This is a genomic window from Paraburkholderia kirstenboschensis, assembly GCF_904848585.1.
GTDB classification, from domain to species: Bacteria; Pseudomonadota; Gammaproteobacteria; order Burkholderiales; family Burkholderiaceae; genus Paraburkholderia; species Paraburkholderia kirstenboschensis.
This window is the reverse complement of the sequence record NZ_CAJHCR010000007.1, coordinates 20,171-36,208: the sequence shown is the minus strand read 5'-3', so window position 1 is coordinate 36,208 and position 16,038 is coordinate 20,171. Positions and strand designations below refer to the sequence as shown.

Sequence of the window (16,038 nt, the reverse complement as noted above, 5' to 3'; positions counted from 1 at the left end):
GCGCGGACATATACCGCGCGAATAAAAAAGCTTTGGGTTGTCGCTTGTCCGGACCTGCGGCTCGCAGCGCAGGCCGTCCAATCCGGAATTCCGGCTATCAGAAGAAGGAGACAGAGATGAAATTCGCAACACGTCGTACTGTACTGAGTTCGCTCGTATGTGGAGCGGTGCTGGCCAGCCTGTCGCTTGCGGCGCCGCTTGCGCATGCCAGCAAGGATCACCCGGAGATCGGCTTCTGTATCGACGACCTGCGCGTCGAACGCTGGTCGCGCGACCGTGACTATTTCGTCGCGGCTGCAGAAAAGCTCGGCGCGAAAGTGTCCGTGCAATCCGCCGATGCTAGCGAGGCGCGGCAAATCTCGCAGATCGAGAACCTGATCTCGCGCGGCGTCGATGTCATCGTGATCGTGCCGTTCAATTCCAAGACGCTTGGCAACGTAGTCGCCGAAGCGAGAAAGGCGGGCATCAAGGTGGTTTCATATGACCGCCTGATTCTCGACGCCGACGTTGACGCCTATATTTCGTTCGATAACGAGAAGGTGGGCGAACTGCAGGCGGAAGGTGTTTATAAAGCGCAACCGAAGGGCAACTACTTCCTGCTTGGCGGCGCGCCGACCGACAACAACGCGAAGATGCTGCGCGAAGGGCAGCTCAAGGTGTTGAAGCCGGCCATCGACAAAGGCGATATCAAGCTAGTGGGGCAGCAGTGGGTGCCGGAGTGGAGCGCGTCCACGGCGCTGCGCATCGTCGAAGACGCACTGACCGCCAACAACAACAAGATCGACGCAATCGTTGCGTCGAACGACGGAACCGCCGGCGGCGCGATCCAGGCGCTGGCTGCGCAGCACATGGCGGGCAAGGTACCCGTATCGGGTCAGGACGCCGACCTCGCGGCGGTCAAGCGGCTCATTGCGGGCACGCAGACCATGACCGTCTACAAACCGCTGAAGCTGATTGCCGGCGAAGCGGCAAAGCTCTCGGTGGCACTGGCCAAGGGTGAGAAGCCTGCCTTCAATGCGCAATACGACAACGGGAAGAAGAAGGTGGACACGGTGCTGCTGCAGCCTACGTTGCTCACGAAGAGCAACGTGGATGTGGTCATCAAGGACGGCTTCTACACCCAGGCCCAGCTCGCGAGCCAATGAGCGTAACGTGCGCGCGCTTCGCGCCGATACATGCGGCAGCGTATCGGCATGAACGCGCGCCCTGCAGCGAGGCATAGCGAATGACGCAACCGTTACTGACGATGCGCAACATCGTCAAAGCGTTTTCAGGCGTAAAAGCACTCGACGGCATCGACCTGACGGTCTCGCCGGGCGAGTGCGTCGGCTTGTGCGGCGAGAACGGCGCAGGCAAATCCACGCTGATGAAAGTACTGTCCGGTGTATATCCGCACGGTACCTGGGATGGCGAAATAACCTGGGAAGGCAAGCCTCTCAAGGCAACGAGCATACGCGACACCGAACGCGCCGGCATCATCATCATTCACCAGGAGTTGATGCTGGTGCCCGAGTTGTCGGTAGCGGAAAACATCTTTCTCGGCAATGAAATAACCCTGCCGGGCGGCCGTATGAACTACGCGGCGATGTACCAGCGCGCCGACGAATTGCTGCGCGAACTCGGCATTAGCGGAATCAACGCGGCGCAACCCGTGATGAATTATGGCGGCGGCCATCAGCAGTTGATCGAAATTGCCAAGGCGCTGAACAAGCAGGCGAAGCTGCTGATTCTCGATGAACCGTCATCATCGCTGACTTCCTCCGAGATTGCGATCTTGCTCGACATCGTGCGCGATTTGAAGCGGCGCGGCGTAGCCTGCGTCTACATCTCGCACAAGCTCGACGAGGTCGCCGCGGTTTGCGACACGATTAGCGTGATTCGCGACGGACGGCATGTCGCCACCGAGCCAATGCATGCGCTCACTACGGACCGCATCATTTCGTTGATGGTCGGCCGCGAGATCAAGAACCTGTTTCCGCGCGAACCGCATCCGATCGGCGATGTCATTTTCGAAGCGCGCAACGTAACCTGTTTCGACGTAACGAATCCGCGCCGCAAGCGCGTAAGCGATGTGTCGTTCGCATTGCGGCGCGGCGAGATTCTCGGCGTGGCGGGTCTGGTCGGCGCTGGCCGCACGGAATTGATGCAGGCGATCTTCGGCGCTTATCCTGGCGTGAGCGAGGCGACGGTCGTAATGGAAGGCAAGACCGTGAAGATTCGCGCGCCGATCGACGCGATTCGCGCGGGCATCGGCATGGTGCCTGAAGACCGGAAGCGTCATGGCATCGTGCCTGGTCTAAGTGTCGGCCACAACATTACGCTCGCGGTTCTGCGGCGCTTTTCTTCCGGAGGACGTATCGATTCGGCCGCCGAACTCGACACGATTCACACGGAGATGAAGCGGCTTTCAGTGCGCGCCGCGCATCCGATGTTGTCGATCGCGAGTCTTTCCGGCGGCAATCAGCAGAAGGCCGTACTTACGCGAATGCTGCTGACCGACCCGAAAGTACTGATCCTCGACGAACCCACACGCGGGGTCGACGTTGGCGCTAAATTCGAAATCTACAAACTCATCTTTCAACTGGCGCAGCGCGGCATGTCGATCGTGATGGTGTCGTCGGAATTGCCTGAAGTACTCGGCATTAGCGATCGCGTGCTGGTGATCGGCGAGGGCGAATTGCGTGGCGATTTCGTCAACGACGGCCTCACGCAGGAAGACATTCTCAGCGCCGCTATCCGTCCCGTGCAGCGAGTCCCGAACCCAACCGCAGCGAGTGCCGCATGACGCCCGACGTTACTTCACAACGTGCCGACGATACCGCGCCGCGAGGCGCATTCGGCGGCCCACAACGTATCCAGCAACTATTCGCGCGTTACAAGATTCTCGCGTTGCTGATCGCCGTGGCCGCGATCTGGATTTTCTTTTCGGTTCTAACGCATGGCGCATTCGTGACGCCGCGCAATCTGTCGAACTTGCTGCGGCAAATGTCGATTACCGGCATGCTCGCATGCGGCATGGTCTTCGTGATCATTGCGGGCGAGATCGATCTGTCGGTCGGTTCACTGCTCGGTTTGCTCGGCGGCGTGGCCGCGATACTCGACGTGAACCGCCACTGGCCGATAGGCGTCACGTTACCGGTGGTGATGCTGCTTGGCGTGCTCGTCGGCGTTTTCAACGGATGGTGGTCCACCTACCGGCGCGTGCCTTCGTTCATTGTCGGCCTGGGCGGCATGCTCGCCTATCGCGGCATTCTGCTCGGCGTGACGGGCGGCTCGACCATCGCGCCGGTGTCCGACGGCTTCGTGTTCGTCGGGCAAGGCTATCTGCCGACGCTTGCAGGCGATACGCTCGCCGTGGTGTTATTTGTACTGCTCGCGTTTCTGACGATACGTCAGCGCCGCAATCGCGAGCGCTACCAGTTGAGCGTGGTGCCGGTTTGGCAGGACGTCGCGAAGGTGATCGGCGCAGGTGTGATTCTGGCGGGCTTCGTTGCGACGCTCGATCGTTACGGCGGCATTCCGGTGCCCGTTCTGTTGCTGCTTGCGTTACTCGGTATTTTCACGTGGATTGCCACACAGACGGTGTTCGGGCGACGCATCTACGCTGTCGGATCGAACCTCGAAGCGACGCGCCTTTCTGGCGTCAACACGAATCGCGTGAAGCTTGCCATTTTCGCGTTGATGGGCCTGATGTGCGCGTTCGCTGGGATTGTGAATACGGCGCGGCTTGCCGCAGGTTCGCCGTCGGCGGGCTCGATGGGCGAGCTCGACGCGATTGCCGCGTGCTTTATCGGCGGCACGTCGATGCGCGGCGGTTCGGGCACCGTGTACGGCGCGTTGATCGGCGCACTCGTCATGGCAAGCCTCGACAACGGCATGTCGATGCTCGACGTCGACGCCTATTGGCAGATGATCGTGAAAGGCAGCATTCTCGTGCTGGCCGTGTGGATCGATGTGGTGTCGGGGTCGAACAGGCGGTGAGGTTATTGATTGTCTGGGGCGGCCCCGTCCCAGTCCCCGACATTTAATGAAACGCCCCACGACTCCGAGCAAACGCGGCGCCCAAACGAAAGCCCCCATCCCGCGCCCCCATCGCTTCACCAGACGAATTTAAGTTCGCGCCCGCTCCCCCGTCTTACTACTATTGCGGGGAACGCAGGGCGCGAACTGGCGCCTTCACAGCTTGTTACCGGCGGCAAGCGGATAGGCCAATCGTCATGAAGCGCAGAACCTTCCTTGTTGGCGGCGCGGGCGCACTCGGCGCGTTGCTGGTCGGCTGGTCGGTGCTGCCCGCGCGACAACGGCTCACCACAGCCGCGCCGCTACCCGTCGAGGGCACGCAAGCGGCGCTCAACGGCTGGGTGAAGATCGCCTCGGACAACACCGTGACGATCATGATGTGCAAAGCGGAAATGGGGCAGGGCATCCATACCGGCCTCGCGATGGTCCTCGCGGAAGAACTGGACGCCGACTGGTCCCGCGTTCGAGTCGAAGACGCGCCGATCGACAACATCTACAACAGCGTGCAGAGCGTCATTGACGATCTGCCGTTTCGTCCCGATCACGACAGCATCACCAAGCGCACGATCGTCTGGTACACACGCAAACTGATGCGCGAGGCCGGCACGATGATGACGGGCGGTTCATCGAGCATCAACGATCTGTGGATGCCGATGCGCGAAGCAGGCGCCTCGGCACGCGCCATGCTGATCGCGGCAGCGGCGGCGCAATGGCATGTGCCGGCCGGCGAGTGTGTCGCGCAGGGCGGCTACGTGAGTCATCGGTCGGGACATAGGGCGAGCTTTGGTGAGTTGTCGTCGATGGCGGCTCAGCGAGCTTTGCCCGACAAGGTCACATTGAAAGACCCCGCCAGTTTCAGGCTGATTGGCAAACCGCTGCCTCGTATCGAAGCCGCTTCGAAGCTGAACGGCACCGCGCGTTTCGGCATCGACGCGTTGCCCGACGGCCTGCTGTACGCGAGCGTCGCGATGTGTCCTACGCTAGGCGGCACGGTCGCGAGCTTCGACGCCGCGTCGGCAGAAAAAATGCCGGGCTGCATCAAGGCGCTGCCCTTCGCGTCGTACAACGGCGGCACGGGCGGCGTTGCCGTGATCGCAAACAACCCGTTTCGCGCGATGAACGCGGTCGACGCCATCAACGTAACGTGGCGGCACGGCGCCGCGGCATCGCTCTCGAGCGCGGAAGTGGAGCGGCGCCTTGCGCTTGCACTCGACGACGGCGACGGCCACGCGTACTACCATCGCGGCGACATTAACGACGCATTGAGCCGCGCGGCGCACACAATCGTCGCTGAATATCACGCGCCGTATCTCGCGCACGGCGCGGTCGAACCGCTCAATTGCACGGTGCAGGTCGCGGACGGCGCGGCGACCGTTTGGGTGTCGACGCAAGTGCCTGCGCTCGTGCGGCATCACGTGGCGAAGGTTCTGCATATCGACGATGACAAGGTCAATGTGCATGCGCAGTTGCTCGGCGGCGCGTTCGGGCGGCGCCTCGAGCTCGATTACATCGCCCAGGCCGCGGTGATTGCACGCGAGGCGGACGGCCACCCTGTGCAAACTTTGTGGTCGCGCACGCAGGACTTCACGCATGATTTCTACAGGCCGGCATGCGTAGCCCGGTTGAGGGCCGGCCTCGACAACAACGGCAAACTGATTGCGTGGCACAGCGCATCCGCGAGTCAGGCTATCGTGCCCGAAGCGCTCTCGCGTTATTACGGCGTGCCGCGCATTCCGATCGACAAAACCACTTCTGAAGGCGCATTCGATCAGCCATACGAGTGGCCCGTGGTGCGAGTGGCGCACAAGATCGTGGAATTGCCGGTGCCTGTCGGCTTCTGGCGCTCGGTCGGGCACTCGCATCAAGCCTTCTTCACCGAGAGTTTCACCGATGAACTCGCTGCCGTTGCGGGCGACGATCCCGTGGCGTTTCGCGCTGCGCTGCTTGCGCAGCACCCGCGGCATCTGGCGGTCCTGCAGCGCGTGGCCGCGCTGTCGGACTGGCACCAGCCGCTGACCCCTGCCGCCGATGGCGCGCGGCGTGGGCGTGGCGTCGCGCTTCACGAGGCGTTCGGCAGTGTGGTGGCGCAAGTCGCGGAAGTATCGATCGGACCGCACGGCCGGATTCGCGTGCATCGCGTGGTGTGTGTGATCGATTGCGGCTTGCCTGTGAATCCCAATCTGATTCGTCAGCAGATGGAGAGCGGCATCGTATTCGGCCTCTCCGCCGCGTTGCAGGACGAGATCACGATTGCGAACGGGCAGGTAGAACAGAAGAACTTCGTCGACTTTCCGGTGGTGCGGATCAACGATTGCCCGGTGATCGAAACCGACATCATGCCGAGTCGCATGCATCCGCAAGGTGTCGGCGAACCGGGTGTGCCGCCGGTTGCACCCGCCGTTGCGAATGCGGTGTTCGCGCTGACCGGCAAGCGTCTGCGGACATTGCCCTTGAAGCTCACGTAAAGCGGGAGACACGCATGCGATCGCTGAACATCAACGGCCGAGCGGTGGCAGTGCAAGCGGAGCCCGATATGCCGCTATTGTGGGTTCTGCGTTGCGAACTCGGAATGACCGGCACCAAGTTCGGCTGCGGCGTCGGGATTTGCGGGGCGTGCACGGTGCACCTGAACGACAAGCCGTGCCTGTCATGTCAGACGACGATGTCGAACCTGGATACGCAGAAGATAACGACCATTGAAGGGATGCAAGGTGCCGAGGCGCAAGCATTGAAGGCCGCCTGGATCGATCTCGATGTGGTGCAGTGCGGCTATTGCCAAAGCGCGCAACTGATGGCCGCCTGCGCGCTGCTCAAACAGAAGCCGCATCCGACTGACGCCGACATCGACGCGGCCATGAGCAACATCGTATGCCGTTGCGGCACGTATCCCCGCGTGCGTGCCGCGATTCATCAAGCGGCGAAGCGCCGGCCTGCGTAATACAGCCGGCGACAGCCGGCGCTTCGCGGGAGATGGAGTCAGCCTGCCAGCATCTCGACTACGGCCACGACGGCCGTGAAGATACCAATGCATCCGCCCAGTGCTGCTGCGCTTTTCATGAACGACGACATAGCTTGGCCTCGTAACTTGTGGTTGGTGGCACGTATTTAACCGCAATTGAAAGGCAAAAGAAATGTCGCCAAAAATAAATCGTAAGCTTGCGCGCCGGCGTTATTGAGCTTTGGTCACCGGCGTTGCCTGTTGTGCTTTTGCGGGCATCGTCGCCGATGATGCCGGCACACGGGGCGCGGTTTGCTGCGCCGCCTCCCAGCCGCCGCCGAGAGCAAGGAACAGATTGACCTGGTCGATGGCCACCTGGCCTTCCGCGACCGCCACCTGGGATTTCGTCGACGTCAGCGTGCGGGTAGCATCCAGATCCGAGATGAACGACTCGCGGCCCGCGCGATAGAGCCGATGCGTTTCATCAGCGGATTGCGCCGCCGACTTCAGCGCGGCGCGCAATGCGTCAGCGCGAGCGTAGTCGGAGGCATACGTGGCGAGGCTCGTTTCGGTTTCGCGCAATGCGGTGAGCACGACGCCGTCGAAGCGGGCGAGCGCGACCTGACTCGACGCCTGCGCTTCGCGTACGCGGCCACGCGCGCCGTTCGCCGGGAACGTCCAGCTGATCAGCGGACCGAAACCCCAGCGCGCGGTCGGCGAAGTGCCGAGATCTTCGAGAACGCCCGTCAAACCCGCCGATGCGCCGATGCTCACCGTCGGATAGAGCGCGCCGGTGGCAACGCCGATGCGCGCCGTGGATGCCGCTAACTGACGCTCGGCTTCGCGCACGTCGGGACGGCGCCTGAGCAGCGCGGCGCCGTCGCCCACCGGAATCGGCTGACGGATCTGCGGCAGCGTTTCGCAAGCCAGAACGGCGGGCGGCAGGTCGGATGGCGCTTGCGCGAGCAAAGCCGCGAGCCGGTACTGCGCAATCTTGCGACGCGCGGTGTAGCGCGGAATATCCGCGGACAACGTATCGACCTGGGTCTGGCCGCGCGTGACTTCCGTCTGATTGCCGCGGCCGGCATCGCGCAGACGGCGCGATACATCCACGCGTTGCCTCTGCAATGCAAGCGACTGCTGCGCGATTTCCAGTTCCTCGGCTGCCGAGCATTGTTCGACGTAGGCGCGCACCACGTCGGCTACCACCGTGATTCGCGCAAGATCGGCTGCGGCCTGCACGGCCTCGGTGTCGGCTTGCGCTGCTTCCACGCCGCGTCGCAGCTTGCCGAACAGATCGATCTCGTACGCGACGCTGATGCCGATGTCGCCTTCATTCACGACCGGCAGCTTTTCAGTCAGCAAGTATTGTTCGGCCGATTCCTGCGCGCGTTGGACCACCGCCGAAGCCTTGCCGGAAAACCCGCCCTGCGCCTGCGCGACGCCCAGCGCCTCGCGCGAGCGCGCGAGATTCGCGGCGGCCACGCGCAAGTCGGTATTGGATTGCAGCGCTTCGTCGACGAGACCGTTCAGCACGGGATCGTCGTAAAGCTTCCACCATACAGCCGGTACGTTGCCGCGCGAGGTGAGCGAAGCGTCCGCGCCCTCGATCTGCGCATTCGCGAGCGGCGCGTTGACGAGTGCGTCTTTCGGCAGCGAGTAGTTGGGGCCGACATTCATGCAGCCATTGAGCGCCGCCGTTAAAGGCAACAGCGGCAGCAGCGGCAACAGCGGCAGCAGCCGCAGCTGCCGTTGCAGTTGCGGCAGCCCGAGCGAGCGCAGAAACGGCACGGTGCGCGACAGTTTCATTGCGAGGCGCCCGAAGTGGCCGCAGCAGTCGCAGGCTGCGCAGCGGAAGCGCTCGAAGCCCCCGCGGCATGCGAAGCGCGCGCGTTCGCCAGGTCGCGCACCGACACCGTAGCGGTACGCCCGGCGATCATGCGGAAATCGGCGGGCACTTCATCGAGCGCGACGCGCACCGGAATGCGCTGCGCGAGCCGCACCCAACTGAAGGCGGGATTCACGTTCGGCAGCAGATTGGAGCCTTGCGTGCGGTCGCGATCTTCAATACCCGCGACGATGCTTTGCACGTGGCCGCGCAGCAAATGCGGCTCGCCCATCACGTTGATGTCGACCGGCTGGCCAATGTTGATACCGCCCAGCTTGGTTTCCTCGAAGTAGCCGTCGACACGGAATGAATGCATATCGACAACCGAAAGCACCGCCCGCCCGGCAGCGACGAATTCGCCGGCACGCGGCGCGCGGTCGTTCAGGTAACCGTCGACGGGGCTCATGATCGTGGCGCGTTGCAGGTTCAGCTTTGCGGTGTCGATCGCGACGTTCGCGTCCGCGAGCGCCGCTTCCGCCTGGTCGACGCGCGCGTGGCTTTCTTCCGCGACTTCGGCGGCGACCAGATTGCCGAGCTTGCGATTGCGTACGTCCTCACGGCGCGCCTGATCGAGCGTGGCGCGGCGTTGCTGCGCGGTGGCCTGGGCCTGACGCAGGGCAAGCGCATAACGTGCCTGGTCGATGACGAACAGCACCTGGCCTTGTGTGACCTGCTGGTTGTCCACCACTTGAACCGATGAAATCAGCCCCGACACGTCCGGCGCGACCTGGATCACGTCGGCGCGCACGTGCCCGTCGCGGGTCCACGGCGCGAACATGTAGTAGCCGACCAGCTTCCACAGCACGAGTGCGGCAGCCACGACGACGATCAGGGTCAGTACGATCTGACCGACGGAGAACCAGGTTTTTTTCACGTTGATTTCACGAAACGAGTCTGTGCGAAACGACGACGACAAGGCCCAGCACCAGCACATAGATACCGAGGTCGAAAATGGAGCGATGCCACACGAAGCGGTAAAAACCGACGCGTGCAAGCGCCGTGCGAATGGCGAGGTTGATCAGATAGGCGACCAGCATCAGCACGAGCACGGCCGGCACGAACACGCCGAAGATGTCTATTTCACCGATCATCGCGGGAAGGGAGCAGGGGTGTTGAGCGGGCCATTACGCGTTGGCCTCCGCAGCGGGCGGCGTGGGTGTCTGCAGCGTGGCCGGAAATAGCGAAAGACGCAAGCCCACAAGCGCATGCAGCGCCTCGCGCAAATGGCGTGCCGAAGCCTGCGAGATCGCGCCCGGCGCGCCGGCGTTGGCGAGCCCTTGTGCGATGACGCGCGCAACAGCCGAATCGATCGACGACATCAGACTGTACGGCACCGGTTCGCGCGAGCGACGATTCACGCAGTTTTCGTAATAGGCGCGTACGCCGTCGAGCGCGTGGTCGATCGCGGCCGCCGCTTCGCCGCCGAGCTTGCGAGTGAGACGGCGCAAGTCGAGTGCATTGAACGCAATGCGCAGGTCGCGAAAGCTTTCGATGGAAGGATGACGATGGTCGTCGGTCGCGCCAAGCCGCGGGATCAATTGCATCAAACGGTCGAGCATGCGGGCTGCGTGATTGCGCGGGTCTTCAATCGTCCGCGTGGACGCGGTCAACGCGACGTCGGTCCAACTCGAACGCAACAGGCGCGCAGCCGCAAGTTCGGCGCCGAATGGGCGCGTGACCCGGGTCCACAAATACGCATACAGCAGCCCCGCGAGGCCCGCGAGATTGCTGTTCATGAAGGTCAGGAAGTTGGCGTCGTACGCGTCCTGGATGCTGATGAACGTGGCGGTGTTCACTGCGACGAGCACCGTGGCCAGGTTGAACTGCGGACGCGGAATCAGCGTGCCCACGAGAATGAACGGCGCGGCGAACAGGACCACGAGCATCGCAAAGTCATGCACGTGCGGCAGTACGGCGAACAGATAGACGCCTGCCGCGACTACGGCGACAGCCGTAGCGACAAAAAAGCGGAAGACCATTGGAGCGGGTTCGTCGAGCGCGGCAAAAAAGCAGCAGGCTACCGCGGCAAGTGTCACGGCGCTGGCGCCGTCTGCCCAGCCCGAGCCGATCCACAGACTGCACGCGAGAATGACAGCCGCCGCCGTCGAGCCGGTGGAGAACAGCATCATGCCGCGATCGTAGAAGCGCTCGGTACCGCCGAGCCGCCAATGACGAAAACGAGGACGCCATGAGCCCTCTTCACGCGTAATGATGATGCGCAGCGTCCGGCAGTCCTGCCATACGTCGATGACCTGCCTCATGCGCCATAGCGCATTCGACAGCAGTGCGCCGTCCCATGTCGCGAGCGCGGCGGGCGGCGGCTGCATCGCCGCAATGCGCTCGCGCAGCGCATCTGCGGCGGCGTCCGGATGATTGCCCTCGCTCGCTGCAGGCAGAGGCGCATTGAACCACTTGATGACGTCGGCAAGCAGCGCCTCCAGACCGTCCGGCCACTTGTGGCTACCACTGTTGTATAGCGCGATCAGCGGATCGGCGAGCGACGACATGATAGGTAGCAGCAGTTGCATGCGTCCGCGAAGTTCCTGCGCGCGTGTGAGGATGTCGGGGCGTGTGTGGTCGTAGGCCAGTTGGCTCAACAGCAATTCCAGCCCGTTGATGGTGGTCGCGAGCCGCTGTCTCGCGCCGGATATCGCTGCTCCCGCGATACGGCCCGACAGCGTTTCGGTCGCGTAGAACGCGGCGTCGCGAAACCATGCGTCGGTCCGTTCGATGATGGTCGGCGCGAGCCGGCTCGGAAACAGCACGCTGCCCACAATGCTCGCGCAGACGATGCCGAGCGTGATCTCTTCCGTGCGGCTAACGGCGAGATCGAACACGCCGGCCGGATTCGTGACCGCAGGCAGCGCGATGATCGGCATCGTATAGCTCGCGAGCAGGAACACGTAGCTGCGCGCAGTGCGGTCCGATACGGCGAGATAGAGCAGCGTGCCGACCCATAGCGCGAGAATCACGCTGAACAGATACGGAGATTCGACGAAGGGCGGCACGAGCAGTACAGCCGCCGACGCACCGAGCGCGGTGCCGAGCGCGCGATAGATCGCCTTTGAACGCGTCGCGCCGACGAACGGATTCGACACGATATAGACGGTCGCCATTGCCCAATAGGGCCGTGGCAACTGGAGCGCCAGACCGATGTACAGTGCGATCATCGCGGCGGCAAATGTCTTGACCGAGAACAGCCAGTCGCGAACGGAGGGGTAGATCATGACGCGTTACGCCGATCTGTCGACGTTGCGCGGCGCGGTTGTGCGGCTGGGGCGGCTTGTGCGGTTTGTGTCTTTCGCCGGGCTGGCGGACCTCGTCGCCTTGGCCGTACTGGCGCTTTCGGACTCTTCCGCGGAATCGGCTGTGAACGCGGCAAGCACGCGCAAGGTCGCTTCGAGATCGCTGCGTGAGACGCCCTTGAGCGCCTGCGCGCGCAGTGTGACCAGTTCCTCTTCCATTTTCTCGGTCACGGCGCGGCCCGCTCTTGTCAGCACCACCGTTTTGGCGCGGCGGTCTTCGGGATCTTCGTCGCGACGCATCAGGCCCGCGGCACAAAGTTGATCCAGCAGACGCACGAGCGAAGGCCCTTCGATGCCGATGTACTCGGCCAGGGTGACCTGACGAACCGCCTCGCCGAGCCGGCTCGCGGTAAGCAGCGGCGTTGCGCACGCCTCGGAGACGTTGAACGCGGACAGCACGCCATGACTCGTGCGCCGCCACTTTCTGGCAGCGATCACGAGTGTGCTGCTCACTTTGCGGCGTAAGGCGTCGAGATTCGTCATGGCCGGTATTGTATTTCCAAAACAATCGTTAGCAAACTATCGAATTGGAATTTTTAGCGGCGCACGGCGACGCACGCGCCTCACGCAATCAGTCCAAGCCGGATCGTCCGCGCGAGGTCGTCGAGCTGAAAAGGTTTGCGCAGTACCGTGCAGCGTTCCACCGCAAGACCGGAAATGTCGATGTCGGCATAACCGGTTGCGAGAATCACCGGCAGGTCGCTGCGCATCTTGCGGGCCTCGGCGATCACGTCGATGCCGTTCATGCCGGGCATGGCGAAGTCGACCATCAGCAGGTCGGGGTTGTCGTCCTGGAGGCGGTTGAGTCCGGCTCGTCCGTCGGCGGCTTCGGTCACGTTGTAGCCGAGCATTTTCAGCGACTCGACGAGCATGGCGCGCACTTCGCTGTCGTCCTCGATCACCAGCACGCGCTTTTCGCCCACGGCGTTCGCTTCGATATTGGAGGCCTCCGCAGCCTGCGGCGCGACGCGGTCGCGTAGCGGCAACCACACCTCGACCGTCGTGCCGGCGCCTTCCTCGCTGAAGAGTCTCGCCGTGCCCCCGGCTTGCCGCGCAATGCCGTACACCTGGCTGAGGCCCAGTCCCGTTCCTTTGCCGATCGGCTTCGTCGTGAAGAACGGATCGAACACGCGCGATACGACGTCGGGCGGTATGCCCGAGCCCGTATCGGTGACTTCGATCACGACATAGCGGCCCTCGGCGAGCGTCTGATCAGGCGCCGTGCGCTGCTTCACGCGCACACTGAGCTGGCCGCCGCCGGGCATTGCATCGCGCGCGTTGATCGCGAGGTTGAGCACGGCCAGTTCAAGCTGATTCGCGTCGGCCTGGGTCCACAGCTCGTCGCTTTCGAAGTCGTTGCTGTAGCTGATACCCGATCCCAGCGACACGGTGATGATGTCGCGCATGCCTTGCAGCAACGCGACGACGTCGACGGCCTTGAGGTCGAGGTTGCTATTGCGCGAGAACGTCAGCAGCTGGCCGGTCAGTTTCGCGCCGCGTTCGGTCGCGCGTTTGACCGTCGCCGCCATCCCTCGAATGCGCTCGTCACTGCTCACGCGAGAGATCAGTTCCGAGTTGACCATGATGACGTTCAGCAAATTGTTGAAGTCGTGTGCGATGCCGCCGGTGAGCTGCCCGAGCGCTTCCATCTTCTGCGATTGCACGAGCACGGCCTGCACTTTTGCGCGCTCGTGAATCTCCATCATCAGCCGGTTGTTGGCTGAAGCCAGCTCATGCGTACGTTCCGCGATGCGGCCTTCGAGCGAGTCGTTCAGTTGCACCAGCGCTTCCTGCGCTTCGATCCGCTCGGCCAGATGGCGGCGCGATTCATATTGCCGTGCGCGGGCCCGCAGCGCCGAGGCCACCGCGCGGCGCAGCGTCTCGGAGTTCAGCGGACGTTCCAGCACGACCACATTGCCCAGGCGCTCCAGCACTTCGATCCCGCGCGCCGACCGATGCCCCACGCGCGTGGCCGCGAGCAGAATGAAGGGAAAGTCCGACCATGCCGGCTGCTGTTCGAGCCAACGGAATAGACGCGTCGCATGTTCCCCAGCGAGCGCTTCTTCGGCGATGAGCGCGCTGCCCGCGCCGGCGTCGAGGGCCTCGGTGAGGGCGTCCGCGTCGCGGCACGGCACGCATACGCGGTGATCCTTGTGCAGGACCTCGGCAATAACGTCGGCGTCACGGCCAAAAGGCGCGAGAATCAGGACCCGTTGCTCCATGACGTTACTGCCGCGACGTGTCGATGACGTGCTCCGCCGTGCCAAGTAGCGCCGTGGTGCCGCGGTAAGACGGCAACCCGGAAAGCACGCCTTCGAAATCGCGCAGCGCTTCACCCACTTCGACGCCCCGGCTCGTGAGCCGGAACTGGCGGATGGAGCGTTCATGGGCGCTGGCGCGGCTCTTAACGGCCGTCACGGCGGTCAGGACTTCGCCGTGGTGTTCGAAATAGCGGAACAGGATGACCACGTCGCTCAGGTAGCTGATATCGATATCGCTCTGAACCTCGCCGATAATTCCGTGTTGTCCCAGCACGAGCATCGTCATAACGCCTTTCTGGTTGAGATACCCGAGTAATTCGTGCATCTGCAACAGCAGGTAGCGCTCGCCCGGCATTGCCTGCAGGTATGCGTTGAGACTGTCGATCGCGACATATTTGACACCTCTTTTCTCGACGGAGATGCGGACGTCGCTCGCGAATTCCCCGGGCGAAATCTCGGCGGGATCGATCTGACGCAGCGTCAATAGTCCGTTGTCGACGTAGGGCTGCAGATTCATGCCGACCGTGGCACAACGCGCGATAAGCGTGACCAGCGTTTCGTCGAAGACATAGTAGACGCAGCGTTCGCCACGTTCGAGAGCCGCGATCAGGCATGAAACCACGGTGGTGGTTTTGCCGACGCCCGACGGTCCGATCAACAGCGCGTTGGTGCCGGGTATCAGTCCGCCGCCAAGCAGCGCGTCGAGGCCTGCTGTGCCGGTGGTCACCACATGTGTATCGAATTGCGCGTGATGTTCGGCCGCGACGAGGCGCGGATAGACATGGATGCCGCCGGTGTCGAGCGTGAAGTCGTGGTATCCCTCGCGGAACTTGATGCCGCGCATTTTGGCGATGCGCACGCGCCGTCGATTGCCGCCGTAGTCGTGCACGATGTTGTCCAGCGCGATCACGCCGTGAGCGATGCTATGCAGTTGCACGTCGCCCGGGTCGGACGTGTTGTCGTCGAGCAGCAAGACCGTGCATGCGCGCGTGGCGAAGTAGCGTTTCAATGCGAGGATTTGCCGACGGTAGCGCAGTGCGTTCTGCGACAGCAGGCGCAACTCGGACAGACTGTCGAGCACGATCCGCACAGGTTTGATCTCGTCGACCTGCTGGATCACGTTTCGCACCGTTTCGCCGAGTTCGACCTCGGCCGGATGCAGCACCGTTTGCTCGAATTGCGGATCCAGACCTTCGTCGGAGAGCAACTCCAGGATATGGAAGCGGCTCAGATCCCAGCCGTGGCTGTCGGCTACCGATAGGAGCTCCGAACGCGTCTCGGACAGCGTAATGTACAGACCTGCCTGACCTTCCTCGACGCCCTGAAGTAAAAATTGCAACGCCAGGGTGGTTTTACCCGTACCGGGCGCGCCCTCTACAAGGTACATGCGGTGCGGGGTGAGGCCGCCTCCCAAGATGTTATCGATCCCCTCGATTCCTGAGCAAAGGCGGTTGGGCGTGTGTGTGGCAGCGTCTTTTGACATAGCGTGGTTATAGCATTGATAAATTGGCCTGGTCCGTCAGCCGGTATCGGCAGAATGCAAGTTGCATGCCTATTGACGAGAAGCCGCCGTTTTACGTTGTGGGACGGCATGGAGCGTGCTCCGGATCGGAACCCTTCAATCCA

At 62.9% G+C, this 16,038-nt stretch carries 12 protein-coding genes; 5 read left to right on the top strand and 7 right to left on the bottom strand.

Annotation, left to right across the window (positions count from 1 at the left end):
- Positions 1-116 precede the first annotated feature (116 nt).
- From xylF to JMY24_RS19315, 5 genes are all read left to right on the top strand, one after another.
- On the top strand, positions 117-1,145 hold the full coding sequence (gene xylF / locus JMY24_RS19335; RefSeq protein WP_110404378.1) for a D-xylose ABC transporter substrate-binding protein: 1,029 nt from the start codon (positions 117-119) through the stop codon (positions 1,143-1,145).
- Between the two features lie 80 nt (positions 1,146-1,225).
- Positions 1,226-2,785, top strand: coding sequence for a D-xylose ABC transporter ATP-binding protein (xylG, locus tag JMY24_RS19330; RefSeq protein ID WP_128597907.1), 1,560 nt, complete (start codon positions 1,226-1,228; stop codon positions 2,783-2,785).
- Complete coding sequence (locus tag JMY24_RS19325) at positions 2,782-3,981, top strand: sugar ABC transporter permease (protein ID WP_128589706.1); 1,200 nt, start codon at positions 2,782-2,784, stop codon at positions 3,979-3,981. The genes xylG and JMY24_RS19325 overlap by 4 nt, the downstream gene beginning before the upstream one ends.
- Positions 3,982-4,217: 236 nt before the next feature.
- Positions 4,218-6,485 (top strand): xanthine dehydrogenase family protein molybdopterin-binding subunit, encoded by a 2,268-nt coding sequence (locus JMY24_RS19320; protein ID WP_201702708.1) that lies wholly within the window; start codon positions 4,218-4,220, stop codon positions 6,483-6,485.
- Positions 6,486-6,499: 14 nt separating this feature from the next.
- Positions 6,500-6,958 carry a (2Fe-2S)-binding protein gene (locus JMY24_RS19315; protein WP_128589703.1) on the top strand — a complete coding sequence of 153 codons (459 nt, stop codon included), beginning with the start codon at positions 6,500-6,502 and terminating at the stop codon, positions 6,956-6,958.
- Positions 6,959-7,189: 231 nt separating this feature from the next.
- Here the strand turns inward: JMY24_RS19315 and JMY24_RS19310 are convergent, their stop codons facing one another.
- The 7 genes from JMY24_RS19310 to JMY24_RS19280 all read right to left on the bottom strand — a co-directional run bounded on the left by JMY24_RS19310 (position 7,190) and on the right by JMY24_RS19280 (position 15,895).
- The gene (locus JMY24_RS19310) at positions 7,190-8,767 is read right to left on the bottom strand and encodes an efflux transporter outer membrane subunit (RefSeq protein ID WP_201702707.1); all 1,578 of its coding nucleotides are present in this window, start codon (positions 8,765-8,767) and stop codon (positions 7,190-7,192) included.
- The gene (locus JMY24_RS19305) at positions 8,764-9,720 is read right to left on the bottom strand and encodes an efflux RND transporter periplasmic adaptor subunit (protein ID WP_128586835.1); all 957 of its coding nucleotides are present in this window, start codon (positions 9,718-9,720) and stop codon (positions 8,764-8,766) included. The genes JMY24_RS19310 and JMY24_RS19305 overlap by 4 nt, the downstream gene beginning before the upstream one ends.
- A gap of 7 nt (positions 9,721-9,727) precedes the next feature.
- Positions 9,728-9,937, bottom strand: a complete 210-nt coding sequence (locus tag JMY24_RS19300; RefSeq protein ID WP_020068937.1) for a DUF1656 domain-containing protein — start codon at positions 9,935-9,937, stop codon at positions 9,728-9,730.
- 33 nt (positions 9,938-9,970) lie between these two features.
- The gene (locus tag JMY24_RS19295; RefSeq protein ID WP_201702706.1) at positions 9,971-12,073 is read right to left on the bottom strand and encodes an FUSC family protein; all 2,103 of its coding nucleotides are present in this window, start codon (positions 12,071-12,073) and stop codon (positions 9,971-9,973) included.
- A 6-nt stretch (positions 12,074-12,079) separates the two neighbouring features.
- A complete protein-coding gene (locus JMY24_RS19290) occupies positions 12,080-12,634 on the bottom strand; it encodes a MarR family winged helix-turn-helix transcriptional regulator (RefSeq protein ID WP_128586832.1) in 555 nt (184 codons plus the stop codon).
- An 80-nt stretch (positions 12,635-12,714) separates the two neighbouring features.
- The gene (locus JMY24_RS19285; protein WP_128586830.1) at positions 12,715-14,373 is read right to left on the bottom strand and encodes an ATP-binding protein; all 1,659 of its coding nucleotides are present in this window, start codon (positions 14,371-14,373) and stop codon (positions 12,715-12,717) included.
- Between the two features lie 4 nt (positions 14,374-14,377).
- Positions 14,378-15,895: an ATPase domain-containing protein gene (locus JMY24_RS19280; RefSeq protein WP_128597905.1), complete on the bottom strand. Its 1,518-nt coding sequence runs from the start codon at positions 15,893-15,895 to the stop codon at positions 14,378-14,380.
- Positions 15,896-16,038: the final 143 nt, after the last annotated feature.

Excerpts from the sequence above, each read along its gene's own strand:
- JMY24_RS19310 (WP_201702707.1), bottom strand. The coding sequence starts at position 8,767 with ATGAAACTGTCGCGCACCGTGCCGTTTCTGCGCTCGCTCGGGCTGCCG.
- JMY24_RS19325 (WP_128589706.1), top strand. The coding sequence starts at position 2,782 with ATGACGCCCGACGTTACTTCACAACGTGCCGACGATACCGCGCCGCGA.
- JMY24_RS19300 (WP_020068937.1), bottom strand. The coding sequence starts at position 9,937 with ATGATCGGTGAAATAGACATCTTCGGCGTGTTCGTGCCGGCCGTGCTC.
- JMY24_RS19320 (WP_201702708.1), top strand. The coding sequence starts at position 4,218 with ATGAAGCGCAGAACCTTCCTTGTTGGCGGCGCGGGCGCACTCGGCGCG.
- JMY24_RS19290 (WP_128586832.1), bottom strand. The coding sequence starts at position 12,634 with ATGACGAATCTCGACGCCTTACGCCGCAAAGTGAGCAGCACACTCGTG.
- JMY24_RS19315 (WP_128589703.1), top strand. The coding sequence starts at position 6,500 with ATGCGATCGCTGAACATCAACGGCCGAGCGGTGGCAGTGCAAGCGGAG.
- JMY24_RS19295 (WP_201702706.1), bottom strand. The coding sequence starts at position 12,073 with ATGATCTACCCCTCCGTTCGCGACTGGCTGTTCTCGGTCAAGACATTT.
- JMY24_RS19285 (WP_128586830.1), bottom strand. The coding sequence starts at position 14,373 with ATGGAGCAACGGGTCCTGATTCTCGCGCCTTTTGGCCGTGACGCCGAC.
- xylG (WP_128597907.1), top strand. The coding sequence starts at position 1,226 with ATGACGCAACCGTTACTGACGATGCGCAACATCGTCAAAGCGTTTTCA.
- xylF (WP_110404378.1), top strand. The coding sequence starts at position 117 with ATGAAATTCGCAACACGTCGTACTGTACTGAGTTCGCTCGTATGTGGA.
- JMY24_RS19280 (WP_128597905.1), bottom strand. The coding sequence starts at position 15,895 with ATGTCAAAAGACGCTGCCACACACACGCCCAACCGCCTTTGCTCAGGA.